General features: G+C 64.9%; 12 protein-coding genes and 1 tRNA gene. 6 read left to right on the top strand and 7 right to left on the bottom strand.

What is annotated here, in order from left to right; genetic code table 11:
* Window positions 1–30: 30 nt before the first annotated feature.
* Window positions 31–234: a hypothetical protein gene (locus AC3AP7_RS11690; RefSeq protein ID WP_475762864.1), complete on the bottom strand. Its 204-nt coding sequence runs from the start codon at window positions 232–234 to the stop codon at window positions 31–33.
* Between the two features lie 193 nt (window positions 235–427).
* The gene (locus tag AC3AP7_RS11685) at window positions 428–1,219 is read right to left on the bottom strand and encodes a J domain-containing protein (protein ID WP_475762866.1); all 792 of its coding nucleotides are present in this window, start codon (window positions 1,217–1,219) and stop codon (window positions 428–430) included.
* Between the two features lie 488 nt (window positions 1,220–1,707).
* Between AC3AP7_RS11685 and AC3AP7_RS11680 the strand changes: the two genes are divergently transcribed.
* Window positions 1,708–2,016: an MmyB family transcriptional regulator gene (locus AC3AP7_RS11680; protein WP_487362700.1), complete on the top strand. Its 309-nt coding sequence runs from the start codon at window positions 1,708–1,710 to the stop codon at window positions 2,014–2,016.
* A 192-nt stretch (window positions 2,017–2,208) separates the two neighbouring features.
* Window positions 2,209–3,210 carry a toll/interleukin-1 receptor domain-containing protein gene (locus AC3AP7_RS11675; protein WP_475762868.1) on the top strand — a complete coding sequence of 334 codons (1,002 nt, stop codon included), beginning with the start codon at window positions 2,209–2,211 and terminating at the stop codon, window positions 3,208–3,210.
* Window positions 3,211–4,414: 1,204 nt separating this feature from the next.
* Here the strand turns inward: AC3AP7_RS11675 and AC3AP7_RS11670 are convergent.
* From AC3AP7_RS11670 to AC3AP7_RS11660, 3 genes are all read right to left on the bottom strand, one after another.
* Window positions 4,415–5,602 (bottom strand): tyrosine-type recombinase/integrase, encoded by a 1,188-nt coding sequence (locus tag AC3AP7_RS11670; protein ID WP_475762870.1) that lies wholly within the window; start codon window positions 5,600–5,602, stop codon window positions 4,415–4,417.
* 163 nt (window positions 5,603–5,765) lie between these two features.
* Window positions 5,766–5,840: transfer RNA gene (locus AC3AP7_RS11665), tRNA-Arg, on the bottom strand.
* Window positions 5,841–6,002: 162 nt separating this feature from the next.
* Window positions 6,003–6,176, bottom strand: coding sequence for a rubredoxin (locus AC3AP7_RS11660; RefSeq protein WP_475767962.1), 174 nt, complete (start codon window positions 6,174–6,176; stop codon window positions 6,003–6,005).
* A 225-nt stretch (window positions 6,177–6,401) separates the two neighbouring features.
* Here AC3AP7_RS11660 and AC3AP7_RS11655 point away from each other — a divergent pair, with 225 nt between their 5' ends.
* From AC3AP7_RS11655 to AC3AP7_RS11640, 4 genes are all read left to right on the top strand, one after another.
* Entirely contained in the window at window positions 6,402–8,327 is a 1,926-nt protein-coding gene (locus AC3AP7_RS11655) for an ATP-binding cassette domain-containing protein (RefSeq protein ID WP_475762872.1), read from the top strand.
* 445 nt (window positions 8,328–8,772) lie between these two features.
* Window positions 8,773–10,758 (top strand): DNA topoisomerase IV subunit B, encoded by a 1,986-nt coding sequence (locus AC3AP7_RS11650; RefSeq protein WP_475762874.1) that lies wholly within the window; start codon window positions 8,773–8,775, stop codon window positions 10,756–10,758.
* A 68-nt stretch (window positions 10,759–10,826) separates the two neighbouring features.
* A complete protein-coding gene (parC, locus tag AC3AP7_RS11645; RefSeq protein WP_475762876.1) occupies window positions 10,827–13,142 on the top strand; it encodes a DNA topoisomerase IV subunit A in 2,316 nt (771 codons plus the stop codon).
* 227 nt (window positions 13,143–13,369) lie between these two features.
* A complete protein-coding gene (locus tag AC3AP7_RS11640) occupies window positions 13,370–13,828 on the top strand; it encodes a CopD family protein (protein ID WP_475762878.1) in 459 nt (152 codons plus the stop codon).
* A gap of 68 nt (window positions 13,829–13,896) precedes the next feature.
* Here AC3AP7_RS11640 and AC3AP7_RS11635 read toward each other — a convergent pair whose 3' ends face one another.
* Both AC3AP7_RS11635 and AC3AP7_RS11630 read right to left on the bottom strand, forming a co-directional pair.
* Window positions 13,897–15,108 carry a chromate transporter gene (locus AC3AP7_RS11635; RefSeq protein WP_475762880.1) on the bottom strand — a complete coding sequence of 404 codons (1,212 nt, stop codon included), beginning with the start codon at window positions 15,106–15,108 and terminating at the stop codon, window positions 13,897–13,899.
* Window positions 15,109–15,225: 117 nt separating this feature from the next.
* Complete coding sequence (locus AC3AP7_RS11630; RefSeq protein WP_475762882.1) at window positions 15,226–17,586, bottom strand: bifunctional diguanylate cyclase/phosphodiesterase; 2,361 nt, start codon at window positions 17,584–17,586, stop codon at window positions 15,226–15,228.
* Window positions 17,587–17,772: the final 186 nt, after the last annotated feature.

The raw sequence follows: 17,772 nt of genomic DNA, 5'->3' as shown, positions 1-17,772 counted from the left end.
GCATGTACGGGCGGGGCGCGGCAAGCGCCGTCATTCGGTTTCGGTCGCCCCGTCCCCTGCACCCGTCGAGGGCGGCATCGCAATGAACGCCTGGCGGTCGTCCGACGCCACACGGTCGTAACGTTGGACGAACGTGCGCATGTTTTCCGGGTGCCCGTTGAACGACACGATCCAGCGCTGGATCGCCGCCGCCACCGCTTCAATCAACCCGTAGGTATTGATGTACTTCATCATGGGGTCGTTGCTCGGCGGGTAGTCGTGGATGACGGCCAGCAACGCCCATCGCTCACGATTTCGCCGGTGCGCCAATGAAACGGCGATAAGGCTGCGAAAATCCTTCCCGGTTGAACCGCAGCGGACGAGCGTGCTGACAACTTCGTCTGTGCTGTTTGGAGCTCGCCCTTTCTGTGCGCTGCGTCGCGGTCGATCACCGTCGACTTCTTTGAATCTGCTTTGACTTCGCGTACTCAATGAGTTCTACCAGAGACCCTATCCTCGCGCGTCCACCGAGTGGTTCTCGGACTTCCCAACCCCTCGCTTTTTTAGTAAGTTGATAGCCAAGCTGCGCAAGAACTCTCGCACATTCTTCAACACATGTAAGGTTTGATTCCTCAACTACACTTTCAGCGTCTGCGGCCGCACGTTGTCTGTTTTGAAACTGCTTTGATTTCGTGTAGTCAACGAGTTCTTCCAGCGACCCTATCCGAGCCCGTCCACCAAGTGGTTCACGGACTTCCCAGCCTACCGCCTTTTGCGCAAGTCGGTAGCCAAGCTGTTCCAGGGCTCCCGTGCATTCTTCCACTATCCTTTTAGTCTCTGCTTCAACCTGACGTTTGTGCTCTGCGGCTTCGTCCTCTCGACGCCTCTTTGCAGCCGCTTCGGCCTCATCCGCGCGCCGCTTCTCCGCAGCCGCTTTAGCCTCACCTGCACGGCGTTGACGCTCGGCCGCTTCCGCGGCGCGCTGCGCGCCGTCCGTTTCTTGCTGCTTCGCACTGCTCGACTGGCGATCGTCACCCGCCAAAGTAGCGTCATACCGAGCCCGCGCCACCGGGTCACTTAGCACCGCATATGCCTCGTTGATGATTTTCATTATCCGCGTTGTGTCGCGGCCAAGGTTCTTGTCCGGGTGGAACTCCTGGCTCAGCGCGCGGTACGCTGCCTTGATGACGCCGGGTGTTGCGTTGCGCGTCACGCGCAGGTTGTCATAGTGAGTATGCATCGCAGTCTAGAATTGTTGTGTGCCTCGCACGCCGGCACGGCTTCGTGACAAATTGCAGTGCGTGACGGGAATTACCGTAGACCGTGACGTCGAACAGGTCAACGGGGGGGCAACCATAGTCGCAATCCACAACGACAACATAACGGCGGACAGCGAGAAGAGTTTATCCGGGTAAGGGTCTATTCAACCCATATTTCATCCGCTTTCGACAATCTTGCCAGCGGAAACGACTGTCTGCTCTTGGCCGAACTCCGACCGACGATGCAGACGCGGCGCTCCGTGCCGCGGGAAGATCGCAGCCCGACTCACAAGGGACATTCTAGGTTCTCCGAAGCGGACGTTCGCGCCGGTCTACCGGGACTCTACCCGCCAAACAAGCCATCCCAATGGTCCCCATCGATCGGCATGATCGTCAGGCTCTTCGCTTCTAACATTGCAGCTTTCCCGGAAGACGTTGGGCAACCCCGTCCGTACCCGAACATAGAGCGATTACACCAGATCTACGGCAACTGGGCCAGGAACTTGAGAGGTCAATCGGACGGTCGCTTTCGGATTGCATTAGCCGTTCTCGCGCAACGCATGATCTTTATGCCGACGATCCGGCCTTTGTCGAACTGGTCGAAAGACTGCGCGCGCACAGCACCGAGTTCGCGAAATGGTGGAACGGGCACGATATTCGAGGGGGTACGTCCGGGCAGAAGGTGCTGATCCATCCGGAGCGCGGCGCGCAACGCTACGACTACCTGTCGCCTGCCGCATTTACGCAGCGATTCTACCTGGATCGTACTGCGGCTTAACGCGTTGACCTCCACCGATTCCGACCGACCTCAGGTTGCTCGTTGGCTTACTCGCCGATCACCTTGCAAATTGCGCTCCGGCGCGCTGCATGAGTTGATAACGCCACTCGATCCGCCAAAGCGCCCCATCATCTTCGTTATACTCCACGAGCGCAAGAACGACGGAACAACCAGGGCCAAGCGGAGGACGCGATGAAAATCTTCATCAGTTGGAGTGACGAGCGCAGCCACCAGCTCGCACAAGCACTGCACCACTGGCTACCTCTGGTGCTGCCTTACGTGCAACCGTGGCTGTCTCAGGCCGATATCTCTGCTGGTGACCGATGGGCGCAAGAAGTCGCTAAGGAACTGGAGTCCTCTAACTTTGGCATCATCTGCGTCACGCCAGAGAACCTCGGCTCACCATGGATTCTGTTCGAGGCCGGAGCGTTGGCCAAGTCGCTACAGGGCGCCAAGGTGATCCCGCTGCTGCTCGGGCTGGAGTTTAGCGACATTAGCGGGCCGCTCGCGCAGTTCCAGGCCAAGAAGTTGGGCAAGGCCGGCCTCTCGGAGATCGTGCAATCGATCAATCAATCGGCTCAGGTGCCCGAGCCGGAGGACCGCGTCAAAGATCGCTTTGCTGGTCTTTGGCCGGATATCGAGAAGAAGATCGCAACCATTCCAGAGCAAGCGCCAGACGCAAAGCGCACGCGGCCTCAGACCGAGATTCTCGAGGAGCTTGTGGCGACCGTGCGCGGGTTCGAGGCACGTTTTTCCAAGCTCGACGAGAGCCTAGTGGATGTTGTGGACTATCGCTCAAGGCGTCGGCGCAGGCCGATGCATCCGATGATACTGGACGACATATCGCACATGGTCTCCGAAGAAGGCGACGATCCGATCGCGTTGTTGATGTTCGGCAGCATGGTGCGAGACGATCTGCCTTGGCTCTACGAATTGATAGTCGAGGTCTATCGCGAACTGCGCAATAGCGATGCGAAGGCAGCTCAACGCGCGGTCGAGCGCCTGCGGCGCTTGATCAAAATGCTCCGTCGTGGTCCCTTCGCGGAGGAGTTCGCCGGAAGCAAGGAGTCGCACATGATGATAATGGAGTTGCCTAGCATGCTCGATCACCTGTTGCTTCGCATCGAGTCGCGCCGTCCCAGGATCGCACCTGGCGGTGATGCCGAAGGCGCCACGCGTGACGAGGCTCGCTGAGTGAGCGCAAGAAGCCGCGCCTTAGCCTCGATCTTTCCAAGCATGTCCTGAGAGGTGGCCGCGCTGTGAGAAGTCCGTTCGGCGCACTGCCTGCTCGAGCCCGCTTCAAAGCGGGCCGTAATGAAACTCCGGTTCTAACCGCACCTCGACCGGCGATGCCGTCTCGACGCTTGGAGCCGTGGGCAGATCCCGGCCTGACCCGCAGGGGCCCAGCTTGGAATGCGACCGACCGGCTTTACGCGGTTCGCGCGCTTCACGTCAGTGGTGTCTTGCAATGCCGTCGGACCGTGTCCACTGATGGACAAGACGGGCGTACTGCCGCGTCTGGATGTGTGGCGATGCGTGGGCGTGGCGCGCGGTGCTCGGGGTCTTGGGGCCGCGCCCTGAGCAGGGGGTAACCAGGCATAACGAGCGCTATGCGAGTGGCTGCCTGGTGGTGGGCAACGGCGCGCATGTCGCGCGGTTGCACAACCCTCACCCTGCCCCCGCAGTTAATGACCGTTGTCCGAAACGTGAAGTGCGTCGGCGCGAAAGCAACTACGCCACGATCTGAACCCATGCAGTTCCGTCACACATGTGGTGTATCCGGCGTGTGTGACCGAAATGGGACAACGTAACGACCGTGAAACAGGGTCAGTTTGCTTCTTGATCTGGCGCATGTGAACGGCGAATCGGTAAGTGGAAATTTCAGATATGGACGACGGCGAGCAACCCCGCATCGACCTACGCGCTGCCGTAACAGGCAGCGCGTAGTCCCGTAACGGATGCAATGCGGTCCGTGCGCACAGTGGAGCCATACTCGAACGGAACCAGCATCAACAGCGATGTAGGTTAACCAATAAACGGCAACATCCATAGCCCGATCAATAGGCGAAGCTCGACGCAGCACTGGAGTGATTGCATAACAGGACACCGCTGGGCGCCGTATCACCGCTGTCACGAGAAATCACGCGCCGCTCCGACGCTTTGCGTACAGCGCTGGAATCGGGTTGGCACATTCGCGATTTCGCAGCATTCTTCTGGGAGCCGCTGACATCGATTTGTCGCCGAGCATGATGCATGCGTGTGCTATGGCACCCGTTGTTCGATGCTCGCCGGGATGTCGAACGACCGCGCCATTGGCCTCGCGTATATTCGCCCGACAGCCGCAGCCCGGGCAAACTGCGTGACGCATGCTTCGATTATTCCCCGCGTAGACCTAACGTTAAGAACGAGCCTTGAGCTCGTCAAGGTGATCGGCCCAGTGCTGCATCATCTTGCGCCGTTCCGGCAGATATTCGGCGTGAACATAAGCTGCGGTTACCTGATTGCGCTCCGCGTGCGCGAGTTGACGGTCTACGATATCGCGACCGTAGCCGAGCTCGCGCAACAGCGTGGCGGCGAGTCCTCGGAATCCATGTCCCGTCATCCGCGACTTGTAGCCCATGCGGTAGAGCGCGAACAACATCGTGTTGTTAGAAATCGGAGCGCGGCCATGTACGCTGTAGAACACGTGCGGCCGATCGCCATTGAGTTGCCGAAGGCGTTTGAGCACTAGCAGAGCTTGACGTGAGAGCGGAACGATATGCGGGTCGCGCATCTTCATCCTTTCTGGCGGGATTCGCCATTCGGCAGCGTCCTCGTCGAACTCAGTCCATTGAGCGCGGATCATTTCCTTCGTGCGGACAAAGGTGAGAGCCATCAATTCGAGCGCCAGCCGGGTAACCGGTTCACCTTGGTACGCGGCGATATCGCGCATGAGCTGAGGGATCTCTAGCGGCTTCACGCGAGCCATGTGCTGGACGCCCGGCCCTTTTTTCAAGATAGTTTCCGCATCGATGTCGGCTGCAGGGTTGCGAGTGCAGCGGCCGGTCATGATGCCATACTGGAATACAGCCCTCGCGCGCTGCAAGATGCGTTTGGCAGTCTCGCGCACGCCCCGTGCTTCGATCGCGCGGACAATATTCAGCATCTCCGGCGCCTCGATGCTGGCGATCGGGCGCGAGCCGATCTTTGGGAAGGCGTCGATCTCAAGCGAGTGAATGACTTTCTCTGCGTAGACGTCGGTCCATCCAGCGCGCTGTGTGTCGAACCACTCACGCGCAACCGCCTCGAACGAACTGACCGCAGCGATGCGCGCCACGCGCTTCGTTTCCTTCCTGGCTTCACTCGGGTCGATACCGGCTGCCAGCTTTTCGCGTGCCTCATCGCGCTTCTTGCGTGCAGTCGCCAGCGAAACATCTGGGTAGACGCCGAGCGCAAGCAACTTTTCCTTCCCGTCGACGCGGTACTTGAGGCGCCAATAGCGCTGGCCGGTAGGGGTGATGAGCAGGAACATGCCGCCGCCGTCGAACAGCTTCAATGGTCTTTCGCCGGGCTTGGCATGCTTGATAGCTTTGTCGGTCAGAGGCATGGGGGTATCCCTCCAAGGGGTACTTCGGGTACCCCAAGAAGTACCCCCAAATACCCCCGGCTGTCGTAGCACGTCAACGGACCGCTACAGAAACAAAAAACCCGTGAAGCCTTATGCTATCACGGGTTTCCGGGAATTCTGCAGAATGCGGGGGATCGGCAATTGGTCCCCCCGACAGGAATCGAACCTGTATCTAGCGCTTAGGAGGCACTTGTTCTATCCATTGAACTACGGGGAGAAGCGGTTGACGTCAGGCGGTCGGCTATACAACGCTACGTTCCCAAGTGACCCGTCGTAGCACCGTGTCGGCCTGATTCAGCGGCGCGTACCCGAACCGCGCCATAGGGGCCAGAGTATAGCAAAGCCACCGCGCGATGCGAATGACCCGCTTCCCCGCACCTCAGAACTCGACCACGGCGAACTCCGCCTTGCCGACGTCGCACAGCGGGCAGCGCCAGTCCGCCGGAATGTCGGCGAAGCGCGTGCCGGCCGGGATACCTTCGTCCGGCAGGCCGTCTTCCTCATTGTAGATCCACCCGCAGATCAGGCAGACCCAGCTCTTGTATTCGGTCATTACTTCGCTCACGACACACTCTTTCTTCAATTCGATACCGGTAAGCCACGCAGTCCGACCCTCGCCATCCGGCCCTGTTTCGCCCGCGCGGCGACCCGCAATATTACCGGAATTTGACAGATTGGCCGCCGCGCCGCGAGCCTGGCCATCCGGCCAGCAGGCGGCGTCGCGAACGCCCGTTACAATAGGGCGTTTCGATCCCGCGCTGTCTTCACTCCATTTCCCATGTCGCTTTACACCATCACCGGCGCACAGCTCGCGTTCGGCCATGTCGCGTTGCTCGATCACGCGGATTTCTCGCTGGAGGCGGGCGAGCGCGTCGGGCTGATCGGCCGCAACGGCGCGGGCAAGTCGTCGCTGCTGAAGATCGTCGCCGATCTCACGAAGCCCGACGACGGCCTCGTCACGCGCCAGCAGAATCTGTCCACCGTCTACGTGCCGCAGGAACCCGAGTTCGACGCGCAGGCGTCGGTGTTCGACACGGTCGCCGGCGGCCTTACCGAGGCGCGGGCGCTGCTCGACGAATACGATCGCGTCGCGGATGCGCTCGCGCACACGCCGGAGGGCGAGCCGCACGACGCGCTGCTCGCCCGCATGAACGCGCTGCAATCCTCGCTCGATGCGGCGGATGCGTGGAACTGGCGCACCCGCGTCGCCACCACGCTCGCCCAGTTGGGGCTCGACGGCGACGCGCAGGTCGGCGCGCTGTCCGGCGGCATGCAGAAGCGCGTCGCGCTCGCGCGCGCATTCGTCGTGCAGCCCGACGTGCTGCTGCTCGACGAGCCGACCAACCATCTCGACTTCGACGGCATCCGCTGGCTCGAAGAACTGCTCGTCTCGCTGCGCTCGAGCCTGCTGTTCATCACGCACGACCGCGCGTTTCTCGACCGCGTGGCGACCCGCATCGTCGAGCTCGACCGCGGGCGCCTGCTGTCGTATCCCGGCAACTTCGCGGCCTACCAGGTTCGCAAGGCGCAGCAGCTCGAAGTCGAGCGCATCGAGAACGAGAAGGCGGACAAGCTGCTCGCGCAGGAAGAGGTGTGGATCCGCAAGGGCGTGGAGGCGCGCCGCACGCGCAGCGTCGGGCGCATTGCGCGGCTCGTGCAGTTGCGCAGCGAGCGCGCCGAGCGCCGCGGGGTGCAGGGCAACGTCAAGCTCGACGTCGCGCAGGGCGAAAAGTCCGGCAAGATCGTCGCCGAACTGATCGACGTCACGCAACGCTACGAGGGGCGCGCGATCGTCGAGCGCTTCAGCGCCACGGTGATGCGCGGCGACAAGATCGGCTTCGTCGGGCCGAACGGCGCGGGCAAGACCACGCTGCTGAAGCTGATCCTCGGCGCGCTGAAGCCGGACGAAGGCGCGGTGCGCACCGGCAGCAACCTGCAGGTCGCGTACTTCGACCAGATGCGCGCGCAGCTCGACCCCGAAAAAAGTCTCGCGGACACGATCAGCCCCGGCAGCGAGTGGGTCGAGATCAACGGTGCGCGCAAGCACGTGATGAGCTATCTCGGCGACTTCCTGTTCGCGCCGGAGCGCGCGCGCTCGCCGGTCAAGTCGCTGTCCGGCGGCGAGCGCAACCGGCTGCTGCTCGCGCGGCAGTTTGCGCGTCCGGCAAACGTGCTGGTGCTCGACGAACCCACCAACGACCTCGACATTCCGACGCTCGAACTGCTCGAGGAATTGCTGACCGATTACGACGGCACCGTGCTGCTGGTGAGCCACGACCGCGCGTTTCTCGACAACGTGGTCACCTCGGTGATTGCCTCGGAAGGCGCGGGCGCCTGGCGCGAATACGTCGGCGGCTTCACGGACTGGCAGGTGCAAAGCGAGCGCTCGCGTCAGCTCGCCCAGCAGGGCGCGCCGAAGGAGCCTGCGAAGGAAGCGGCCCCGAAGGACAGCGCGGCCGGACGCAATGCGCAGCGTTCGGCCAGGCTGTCGTTCAAGGAGCAGCGCGAACTCGACGCGCTGCCGGAGCGGATCGCCGCGCTCGAAGCCGAGCAGAAGACGATCGGCGCGCAGCTCGAAGACGGCTCGATCTTCGCGAAAGACGCGGCCGAGGGCACGCGTCTCACAGAACGCTACGCGGCGATCGACGAAGAACTGCTCGCCGCGCTCGAACGCTGGGAGGAACTGGAGAGCAAACGCAAGTAGGTGCGCTTGTGCATGGCGGGCAACCCGGGCGCGGTCCTGATGCGCGGACCGGCCGGCACGCGTTCCCGCGCGCACCCGCGCCGCGCCGCGTCGCGCCACGCCACGCCACGCCACGCCACGCCACGCGCGGCACCGTGCTGCGCGAGACGCCGGCCCCACGCGGCGCCGTGCTGCGCCGCGCGCTTGCCCACGCGGCCCGGCAAATTGCCGGGCCGATCGAAATCAGTACAATACCCCGCGAACAGGCTGCCCGCGAGGCGAGGCGCGCCGACGAGCGCGCCGCGCACGCGCGTCGGGCAGCAGCAGCCTGGCGGCGTGCCCGCGACACGGGCATGCCCCCTCACCCCGTTGTTTCGTTTCGCTTTTTTTGAGAACTCAACGCGTTGTCCACGCAGCTGTCCACAGCGCCTGTGGACAACGTTGAACCGACGGATCCGAGTCAACCATGTCTACGAAAAAGCCAAACGCGGCCTACAGCGAAGCCTCGATCAAGGTGCTGAAGGGCCTTGAGCCCGTCAAGCAGCGGCCGGGCATGTACACCCGCACCGAAAATCCGCTGCACGTGATCCAGGAAGCGATCGACAACGCGTCGGACGAGGCGCTCGGCGGCTACGGCAAGCAGATCACCGTGACGCTGCATGCGGACCAGTCCGTCTCGGTCGAGGACGACGGACGCGGCATCCCGTTCGGCCTGCACCCGGAAGAGGGCGTGCCGGTCGTCGAAATCGTGTTCACGCGCCTACATGCCGGCGGCAAGTTCGACAAGGCCGCGGGCGGCGCCTATACGTTTTCGGGGGGCCTGCATGGCGTGGGCGTGTCGGTGACCAATGCGCTGTCGTCGCGGCTCGACGTCACCGTCTGGCGCGACGGCAAGGTCGCCGAACTCGGTTTCGCGCACGGCGATCTCGCGCGCCCGCTGAGCGTGCGCGCCGCGACGAAGGCGGACAAGAAATCCGGCACGCGCGTGACGGCCGCGCCGGATCCGAAATACTTCGATTCGGCCAACCTGCCGCTCGGCGAGCTGCAGCGGCTGTTGCGCTCGAAGGCGGTGCTGCTGCCGGGCGTCGAGGTGGTGTTCGTCAACGAGAAGACCGGCGAGCGCCAGAGCTGGAAATACGACGACGGCCTGCGCGGCTATCTGCTCGAAGGCATGAACGGCAGCGACCTGCTGATTCCGCTGTTCGAAGGCGAGCGCTACGCGGACAGTTCGCGCGCGAGCGAGGACACGTTCGCCGAGGGCGAGGGCGCGGCGTGGGTCGTCGCATGGAGCGAGGAAGGGCCGCTCACGCGCGAGTCGTACGTGAACCTGATCCCGACGCCCGCCGGCGGCACGCACGAATCCGGCTTGCGCGACGGCCTCTATCAGGCAGTGAAGAGCTTCGTCGAGCTGCACAACCTGCAGCCGAAAGGCGTGAAGCTGCTCGCCGAGGACGTGTTCGCGCGCGTGTCGTTCGTGCTGTCCGCGAAGGTGCTCGATCCGCAGTTCCAGGGGCAGATCAAGGAGCGACTGAACAGCCGCGACGCGGTGAAACTCGTGTCGTCGTTCACGCGGCCGGCGCTGGAACTGTGGCTGAACCAGCACGTCGAGCACGGCAAGAAGCTCGCCGAGCTCGTGATCCGCCAGGCGCAGGCGCGCACCCGCGCGGGCCAGAAGGTCGAAAAGCGCAAGAGCTCCGGCGTCGCGGTGCTGCCCGGCAAGCTGACCGACTGCGAGACGACCGATATCGCGCGCAACGAACTCTTTCTCGTCGAAGGCGATTCGGCCGGCGGCTCCGCGAAGATGGGCCGCGACAAGGAGTATCAGGCGATCCTGCCGCTGCGCGGCAAGGTGCTCAACACGTGGGAAACCGAACGCGACCGGCTGTTCGCGAACAACGAGGTGCACGACATCTCGGTGGCGATCGGCGTCGATCCGCACAACCCGGACGATGCCGTCGATCTGTCCAATCTGCGCTACGGCAAGATCTGCATCCTGTCGGACGCGGACGTCGACGGCTCGCACATCCAGGTGCTGCTGCTCACGCTGTTTTTCCGGCATTTCCCGCAACTGATCGAGCGCGGTCACGTGCATGTCGCGCGCCCGCCGCTGTTTCGCGTCGATGCGCCGGCGCGCGGCAAGAAGCCCGCGCAGAAACTCTACGCGCTCGACGAGGGCGAACTCGAAGCGATTCTCGACAAGCTGCGCAAGGACGGCGTGCGCGACACGCAGTGGACCATCAGCCGCTTCAAGGGACTGGGCGAGATGAGCGCCGAGCAGTTGTGGGACACGACCATGAACCCGGACACCCGGCGCCTGTCGCCGGTCAGGCTCGGCGATCTCGATTTCGACGCCACCGTCGCGCGGATGACGATGCTGATGGGCAAGGGCGAAGCGGCGTCGCGGCGCAGCTGGCTCGAAGAAAAGGGTAACGAGGTCGAAGCGGATATCTGAGCGCACGCCCGGCGCGCGCGCCGCGCCGGGCCTCGTCGCTTCGGATCACACACGGATACGGACTGCAGATGGACGACAATACGCCTGATCTTTTCGCCGCGGCGGCTGCGCCGGGCGATTCGCTGACGCTTGGCCTGTACGCCGAGCGCGCCTACCTCGACTACGCGGTGAGCGTGGTCAAGGGCCGCGCGCTGCCGGACGTGTGCGACGGCCAGAAGCCGGTGCAGCGGCGCATCCTGTTCGCGATGAACGAGATGGGCCTTGCCGACAACGCTAAGCCGGTGAAGTCGGCGCGCGTGGTCGGCGACGTGCTCGGCAAGTACCACCCGCACGGCGACCAGTCGGCCTACGACGCGCTCGTGCGGCTCGCGCAGGATTTCTCGATGCGCTATCCGCTGATCGACGGCCAGGGCAATTTCGGCTCGCGCGACGGCGACGGCGCCGCGGCGATGCGCTACACCGAAGCGCGCCTCACGCCGATCGCGAAGCTGCTGCTCGACGAGATCGGTCAGGGGACGGTCGATTTCATGCCGAACTACGACGGCTCGTTCGAGGAGCCGAAGCTGCTGCCCGCGCGGCTGCCGTTCGTGCTGCTGAACGGCGCATCGGGCATCGCGGTCGGGCTGGCCACCGAGATTCCGTCGCACAACCTGCGCGAAGTCGCCGCGGCGGCGGTCGCGCTGATCCGTCATCCGGCCCTGCCGCATGCGGAGCTGATGCAGCTGATTCCCGGGCCGGACTTTCCGGGCGGCGGCCAGATCATTTCGAGCGACGCCGAGATCGCCGCAGCCTACGAAAGCGGCCGCGGCAGCCTGAAGGTGCGCGCGCGCTGGAAGATCGAGGAGCTCGCGCGCGGCCAGTGGCAACTGGTCGTCACCGAGCTGCCGCCGAACACGTCGTGCCAGAAGGTGCTGGAAGAAATCGAGGAACTCACCAATCCCAAGGTGAAGCTCGGCAAGAAGGCGCTCACGCCCGAGCAGTTGCAGACGAAGCAGTCGATGCTCGCGCTGCTCGACGCGGTGCGCGACGAATCCGGCAAGGACGCGCCGGTACGGCTCGTGTTCGAGCCGAAGACGAGCCGCATCGACCAGACCGAATTCGTCCACTCGCTGCTCGCGAACACGAGCCTCGAATCGGGCGCGGCGCTGAATCTCGTGATGATCGGCGCGGACGGCCGGCCGCGCCAGAAGGGCATCGGCGAGATCCTGCAGGAATGGATCGGCTTTCGCTTCGCGACCGTCACGCGCCGCACCCGCCATCGCCTGACGAAGGTCGACGAACGCATCCATATCCTCGAAGGGCGGATGATCGTCTACCTGAATATCGACGAAGTGATCCGCATCATTCGCGAGTCCGACGAGCCGAAGCAGGCGCTGATCGCCGCGTTCGGCCTGAGCGAGCGCCAGGCCGACGACATTCTCGACATCCGCCTGCGCCAGCTCGCGCGGCTCGAAAAGATCAAGATCGAGAAGGAACTCGAAGAACTGCGCAGCGAAAAGGCGAAGCTCGAAGAGCTGCTCGCGAGCGAGCCGGCCATGAAGCGCCTGATCGTGAAGGAGATCGAGAGCGATGCGAAGCAGTTCGGCGACGAGCGGCGCACGCTGATCCAGCAGGAGAAGCGCGCAACCTTCGAGGCGCGCGTGGTCGACGAGCCGGTCACCGTCGTGGTGTCGCAGAAGGGCTGGGTGCGCGCGCTGAAGGGGCATGGGCTCGATCCGGCCGGCTTCACGTTCAAGGCGGGCGACGCGCTGTATGCGGCGTTCCAGTGCCGCACGCCCGACATGCTGATCGCGTGGGGCAGCAACGGACGCGTGTATTCGGTGGCGGTCGCGCAGTTGCCGGGCGGCCGCGGCGACGGCGTGCCGGTCACCTCGCTGATCGAGCTCGAATCGGGCAGCCACCTGATGCACTACTACGCGGCGCCGGCCGAGCAGGCGCTGCTGCTCGCGTCGAGCAATGGTTTCGGCTTCATCGCGAAGGTCGGCGACATGGTGAGCCGCGTGAAGGCCGGCAAGGCGTTCATGACGATCGACGAAGGCGCGGCGCCGCTCGCGCCGATGCCGATGGTGCCCGACGCAACGCACGTGGCCTGTCTGTCCGGCGGCGGCCGTCTGCTGGTGTTCAGCCTCGACGAGATGAAGACGCTCGCGGGCGGCGGCCGCGGCGTCACGCTGATGGGGCTCGACGACAGGGAGCCGCTCGCGCAGGCGCTCGCGATCGGGCGCGCGGGGCTCGTGCTGAGCGGCACCGGACGCGGCGGCAAGGCATACGAGGAAACGCTCGACAAGGCCGCGCTCGCCGGCTATGTCGGCAAGCGCGCGCGCAAGGGGCGCTTGCCCGACACGAAGCTCAAGCTGCTCGGCATGCGCCCGGCGCTCGCGTAGTCTGCGCCCGGCGGCGGCGTCCGGATGCGCGTGCCGCCACGCGCACGGCTGACACCCCAGGAAGGGGCGCGCGGAACTGGCCGCACCAAAGGCGGTCGAAAGCGGTCATTGGCCGCGCAACGCGCAACGCGCAACGCGCAACGCGCAACGTGCAACGCGCAACGTGCAACGTGCAGCGCACAGCGTGCCGCGCATGGGCGGCCCATCCCACCTGAGAGAGAAACGTTATGACGAAGGCCGTCGAATTCGCACTGTTCCTGCATCTGCTCGGCGTCGCCGTCTGGGTCGGCGGCATGGTCTTTGCCCATTTCTGCCTGCGCCCCGCGCTTGCCGATCTGTCGCCGCAGTTGCGGCTGCCGTTGTGGGCGTCCGTGTTCGCCCGCTTCTTCAACTGGGTCGCGGCCTCCGTGCTGGTGATCCTGCTCACCGGCGGCTTTCTGCTGATGCAGTTCGGCGGCGCGCACGCGACGTGGCCGTTGCATGCGATGGCGGGACTCGGCATCGTGATGATGCTGATCTTCGGGCACATCCGCTTTGCGGTGTTTCCGCGCATCCGTCGCGCGGTGCAGGCACAGAACTGGCCCGACGGCGCGCGAGCGGTCGGCACCGTGCGGCGCCTCGTGCTCGTGAACCTGGTGCTCGGCGTCGTGACGATCGGCGTGGCCGTACTGTCGGGCGGCCTGTGACGAAGCGCCGCCGCGGTGCCTGACGGCATCCGGCACCCCCGGGCGCCCCCCGGCGCCCCCTTGGCGCCTCAGGCGATGCCCGCGTACATCAGCCACAGTCCGCAGGCGCCCGCTACCGTTCCATAGACCACGTAGACCGGCACCTTCAGCTTTGCGAAGCACATGCCCGCGAACAGCGCGGTGACCGCATAGGGCCACTCGTGCGGCACGTGCTGCGCGATGCGCAGCACCGCGACCGCGAGAAACGCCGTCGTGACCGCGCGCAGCACGCGCATGCCCTGCTCGAAGCGCGCATGGTCGCGCAACTGGTGCAGATGGCGCCGCGCCAGCACGACCAGGCAGCCGGACGGCACGAACAGCGCGAGCGTCGCGATCAGCGCGCCGCTCCAGCCGTTGACCAGATAGCCGAAAAACGGCACCACATTGAGCAGCGGCCCCGGCGACAGCGGCGACAGCGAGAACGCGAGCGTGAAGTCGCCCTCGGTCACCGGCAACCCCGGGCGGACGAACAGGGTCTTGAGCACCGGCAACGCGGAGAAGCCGCCGCCGAACAGCGTCATGCCGGCGCCGGCGAGGCGCGGCCAGAGCAGCGCAAGCGCGTAGTGGGGCGGCAGCGGCAGCGCGAACAGCACGATCAGCACGCACAGGCAGACCACGATGCGCGCATCGCCGCGCCCGAACGACACATTCAGGCGGGCGGGCTCGCGGGCGTCGCGCGCGCGGCTGTTGAGCCAGCCGAGCACGAACGCGACGACGAGCATCCCCACGTAGGCGGCGGGGCTGTGCGTGAGCAGCAGCGTCACGCAGCCGAGCAGCGCGGCGGCCCATTCGAGGCGGCCGCGCACCAGCGCGCGCGTCTGCTTGTACCAGGTGATCCCGATCAGCGTGCCGAGCACGACGCTGAAGTGATCGAGCAGCGTGCGCGACGCGACCGCATGCACGGCCGGCGTCCGGTAGAAGATCGCGAACAGCGTCATCAGCACGAAGAACGGCAGCACGCTCGCGACACCCGCGACCCATGCGCCGGCCCGCCCGCGCAGCGCGTGACCGAGTTGCACCGCGACGTTGCAGCCGACGGGTCCCGGCACCATCCACGCGAGCGCAATCAGGTCGGAGAAGGCGACGCGCGAGAGCCGCTGCTCGCGCTCGACATAGTGGTTTTCCAGTTGCGCCATCAGCGCGAGCCCGCCCCACGACAGCGCCGAGAGCCCGCAGACGACGCGGAACAGTGTCCACAGCGCTAGCCGGTCGCCTTGCCTCGTCGGGTCGTCGTTCTTCATGGTGGCGGGAACGCTCTGCGAATCGTGTGGCCGGTGACGCGCGCGATCCTTCCGGGAAGGCCGAGGTATGCTGCGCGTTCGTGAGGGCGGCGAGGACGCGGGGCGCCCTCGCTGCCGTTATCCTTGGCTGCCCGAGGTTGCGCCGGTGCGCTCCGCGGCCGGTTCGTGCGACGACCGCTGCTCGCGCATGCCGCACACGCCGAAGCGGTCGAGCAGCGCGCCGATCGCATCGGCGGGAACCGGACGCGAGAACAGGAAACCCTGTGCCTCGATATGGCCGAGCGCGGCGAGCCACGCGATCTGTTCTTCTGTTTCCGTGCCTTCGACGACGACCGTGAGCCCGAGCGAGCGCGCCAGATTGACGATCGCCGTCACCATCACGCAGACGCTGCGGTCGGCCGGAATGGCCTGGATAAACGAGCGGTCGACCTTCAGCGTATCGACCGAGAAGCGGTTCAGGTAAGACAGCGACGAGTAGCCGGTGCCGAAGTCGTCGAGCGCGATGCGCACGCCGAGGCGCTTGAGCGCGAAAATCTTCTCCGAGACGAGTTCCGGATACTCCATCATCGCGGTCTCGGTGATTTCGAGTTCGAGGCGCCGCGCGGCGATGCCGGTCTCCTCGATCGCCTGGGCGATCGTCTCGTAGAGGTCGCCGCGCCAGAACTGCACTGCCGAGATGTTGACCGCGAGCGATAGCGTTTCGTAGCCCTGCTGCTGCCACAGCGCGAGCTGCCGGCACGCGGTTTCGATCACGAAGTTGCCGATCGGCACGATCAGGCCCGTCGACTCCGCCACCGGAATGAATTCGTTGGCCGGAATCAGGCCGTGCTGCGGATGATTCCAGCGCACCAGCGCCTCGAAGCCGGTGATGCAGCGGCGCGTGAGATCGATCTTCGGCTGGTACGCGAGGAACAGTTGACCTTCGGCGAGCGCGACGCGCAACTGCTGCTCCCACTTCATCAGATGGTCCGCACGATGCGACAGCTGCGGCGAGTAGAACTGGTAGCAGTTCTTGCCCGCGTCCTTCGCGCTGTACATCGCCAGGTCGGCCTTCTTCAGCAGGTCGATCTCGTTCTCGTTCGGCACCGAGTACAGCGCGATGCCGATGCTCGCATGCAGCACGAACGCGCTGCCGCGCACTTCGAAGGGCTTCGAGAAGACCTCGGAGGCGGCTTCGGCAAGCTCGACCGCGCGCTGCTCGACGTCGTCGCCCTTGACCACCGCGACGAACTCGTCGCCGCCGATGCGGCTCAGCCTGCCGCCGTCGCCGACGGCGTCCGCGAGGCGCGCGGCGGTCATCTGCAGCACGATGTCGCCCGCGTTGTGGCCGAGCGTGTCGTTGACGGTCTTGAAGTTGTCGAGGTCGATGAAGAGGATCGCGAGGCGGCTCAGGTTGGCCGGATTCGCGACGTCGTGGCGCAGTCCCTGGAGCGTCGCGTAGCGGTTCGGCAGGCCGGTCAGCAGGTCGTATTCGACCAGATGCGTCATTTCGCGTTCGCGGCCGAGCAGCTTGCCGATCAGGCCGGTCGCCACCGCGAAGAAGCCGAGCATCGCGAGCGAGATGAAGCCCGCCATCAGCAGGTAGACGTTGCGCGTGTGGTCGTAGTCGGCGAACTCTTCGGCCTTCGACAGGCCCACCAGCACGCCGAGCGGATAGCCGTCGATGTGGCGGTACGAGAAGATGCGCGTGACGTGATCGATCGGATCGGAGTAGGTGCCCGAGACGTGCCGCGAAGCCGGATAGGCGCCGGCTGCGGAGAACTTGCCCGGCGCCATTTCGGTATTGCCGGTGCGCCGCGCCAGCACGCTGCCGTTATCCGAGACCACGGCGATCACGCCGTCGCGGCCGATTGCCGCGTTGTTGTAGAAGTCGCTCGTGAAGTAGCTCGGGTCTTCCGACACCACCACGACCCCCGCGAACGAACCGTCCGGATGATTCAGCCGCCGCGTCATCTGCAGCGTCCATTGTCCCGATACGCGCCCGAGCACCGGCTTGCTGATGTACAGCTGGTCGTCGTTGTTGTGCTCGTGCACCTTGAAGTGCTCGCGGTCCGACAGGTTGATCGGCTTCGGATTCTGCTCGGCGGTGTTCGCGACGAGCAGCCCGTGCTCGTTGATGATCGACACCTGCACCAGCGTGTCGCTTTGCACCACGCCCTTCGCGACCGTGCTGATGAGATCGAAGTGCGTCGGATCCTTCTCGTACTCGTATTTGACGAAGCGGGTGATCTGGTCGACCTGGTGGATCGCCTTGAGCGTGTGCTGTTCGAGCGCGGCCGACAGGATGGCCGCGGAGGCCGTGGCCTCGCGCGCCGCGGAATCGCGCTCGACCGACAGGCGGGCGAAGATCACCGTCCACAGCAGGACCAGCACGAGCAGGCCGAGCGCGGGAATCGCGAGCAGCGCCCGACGGCGCGGCAAGCCCGGGTCGAGATGTGGCCGCGAGTCGCGTGAGGTGGAAAAGCGTGCCTGGCTCATCGTGGCAGGCCTGCCCGTACGCCGTGCCGCTGCGGATTCGGGAAGGTCGACTGCGCGGGTTTCGTAATTGGCTGCATGATGAGCGGGGTGCCGGGACAGATGCGCAGGGCCGAACAGCGTGGCGTCATGCCGAACCCAGACAGGGTCGGCAGATCTTTTTCGATATTACTGAATGGCACAGAATTA

The organism is Paraburkholderia sp. PAMB 6770 (assembly GCF_057748135.1).
This window is presented reverse-complemented; position numbering and strand designations above follow the sequence as displayed.

What these genes read in the sequence shown, in the direction of transcription:
- AC3AP7_RS11670 (WP_475762870.1), bottom strand. Translation starts at nt 5,602, where the DNA reads ATGCCTCTGACCGACAAAGCTATCAAGCATGCCAAGCCCGGCGAAAGA.
- AC3AP7_RS11685 (WP_475762866.1), bottom strand. Translation starts at nt 1,219, where the DNA reads ATGCATACTCACTATGACAACCTGCGCGTGACGCGCAACGCAACACCC.
- AC3AP7_RS11660 (WP_475767962.1), bottom strand. Translation starts at nt 6,176, where the DNA reads ATGACCGAATACAAGAGCTGGGTCTGCCTGATCTGCGGGTGGATCTAC.
- parC (WP_475762876.1), top strand. Translation starts at nt 10,827, where the DNA reads ATGGACGACAATACGCCTGATCTTTTCGCCGCGGCGGCTGCGCCGGGC.
- AC3AP7_RS11630 (WP_475762882.1), bottom strand. Translation starts at nt 17,586, where the DNA reads ATGAGCCAGGCACGCTTTTCCACCTCACGCGACTCGCGGCCACATCTC.
- AC3AP7_RS11675 (WP_475762868.1), top strand. Translation starts at nt 2,209, where the DNA reads ATGAAAATCTTCATCAGTTGGAGTGACGAGCGCAGCCACCAGCTCGCA.
- AC3AP7_RS11640 (WP_475762878.1), top strand. Translation starts at nt 13,370, where the DNA reads ATGACGAAGGCCGTCGAATTCGCACTGTTCCTGCATCTGCTCGGCGTC.
- AC3AP7_RS11650 (WP_475762874.1), top strand. Translation starts at nt 8,773, where the DNA reads ATGTCTACGAAAAAGCCAAACGCGGCCTACAGCGAAGCCTCGATCAAG.
- AC3AP7_RS11690 (WP_475762864.1), bottom strand. Translation starts at nt 234, where the DNA reads ATGATGAAGTACATCAATACCTACGGGTTGATTGAAGCGGTGGCGGCG.
- AC3AP7_RS11655 (WP_475762872.1), top strand. Translation starts at nt 6,402, where the DNA reads ATGTCGCTTTACACCATCACCGGCGCACAGCTCGCGTTCGGCCATGTC.
- AC3AP7_RS11635 (WP_475762880.1), bottom strand. Translation starts at nt 15,108, where the DNA reads ATGAAGAACGACGACCCGACGAGGCAAGGCGACCGGCTAGCGCTGTGG.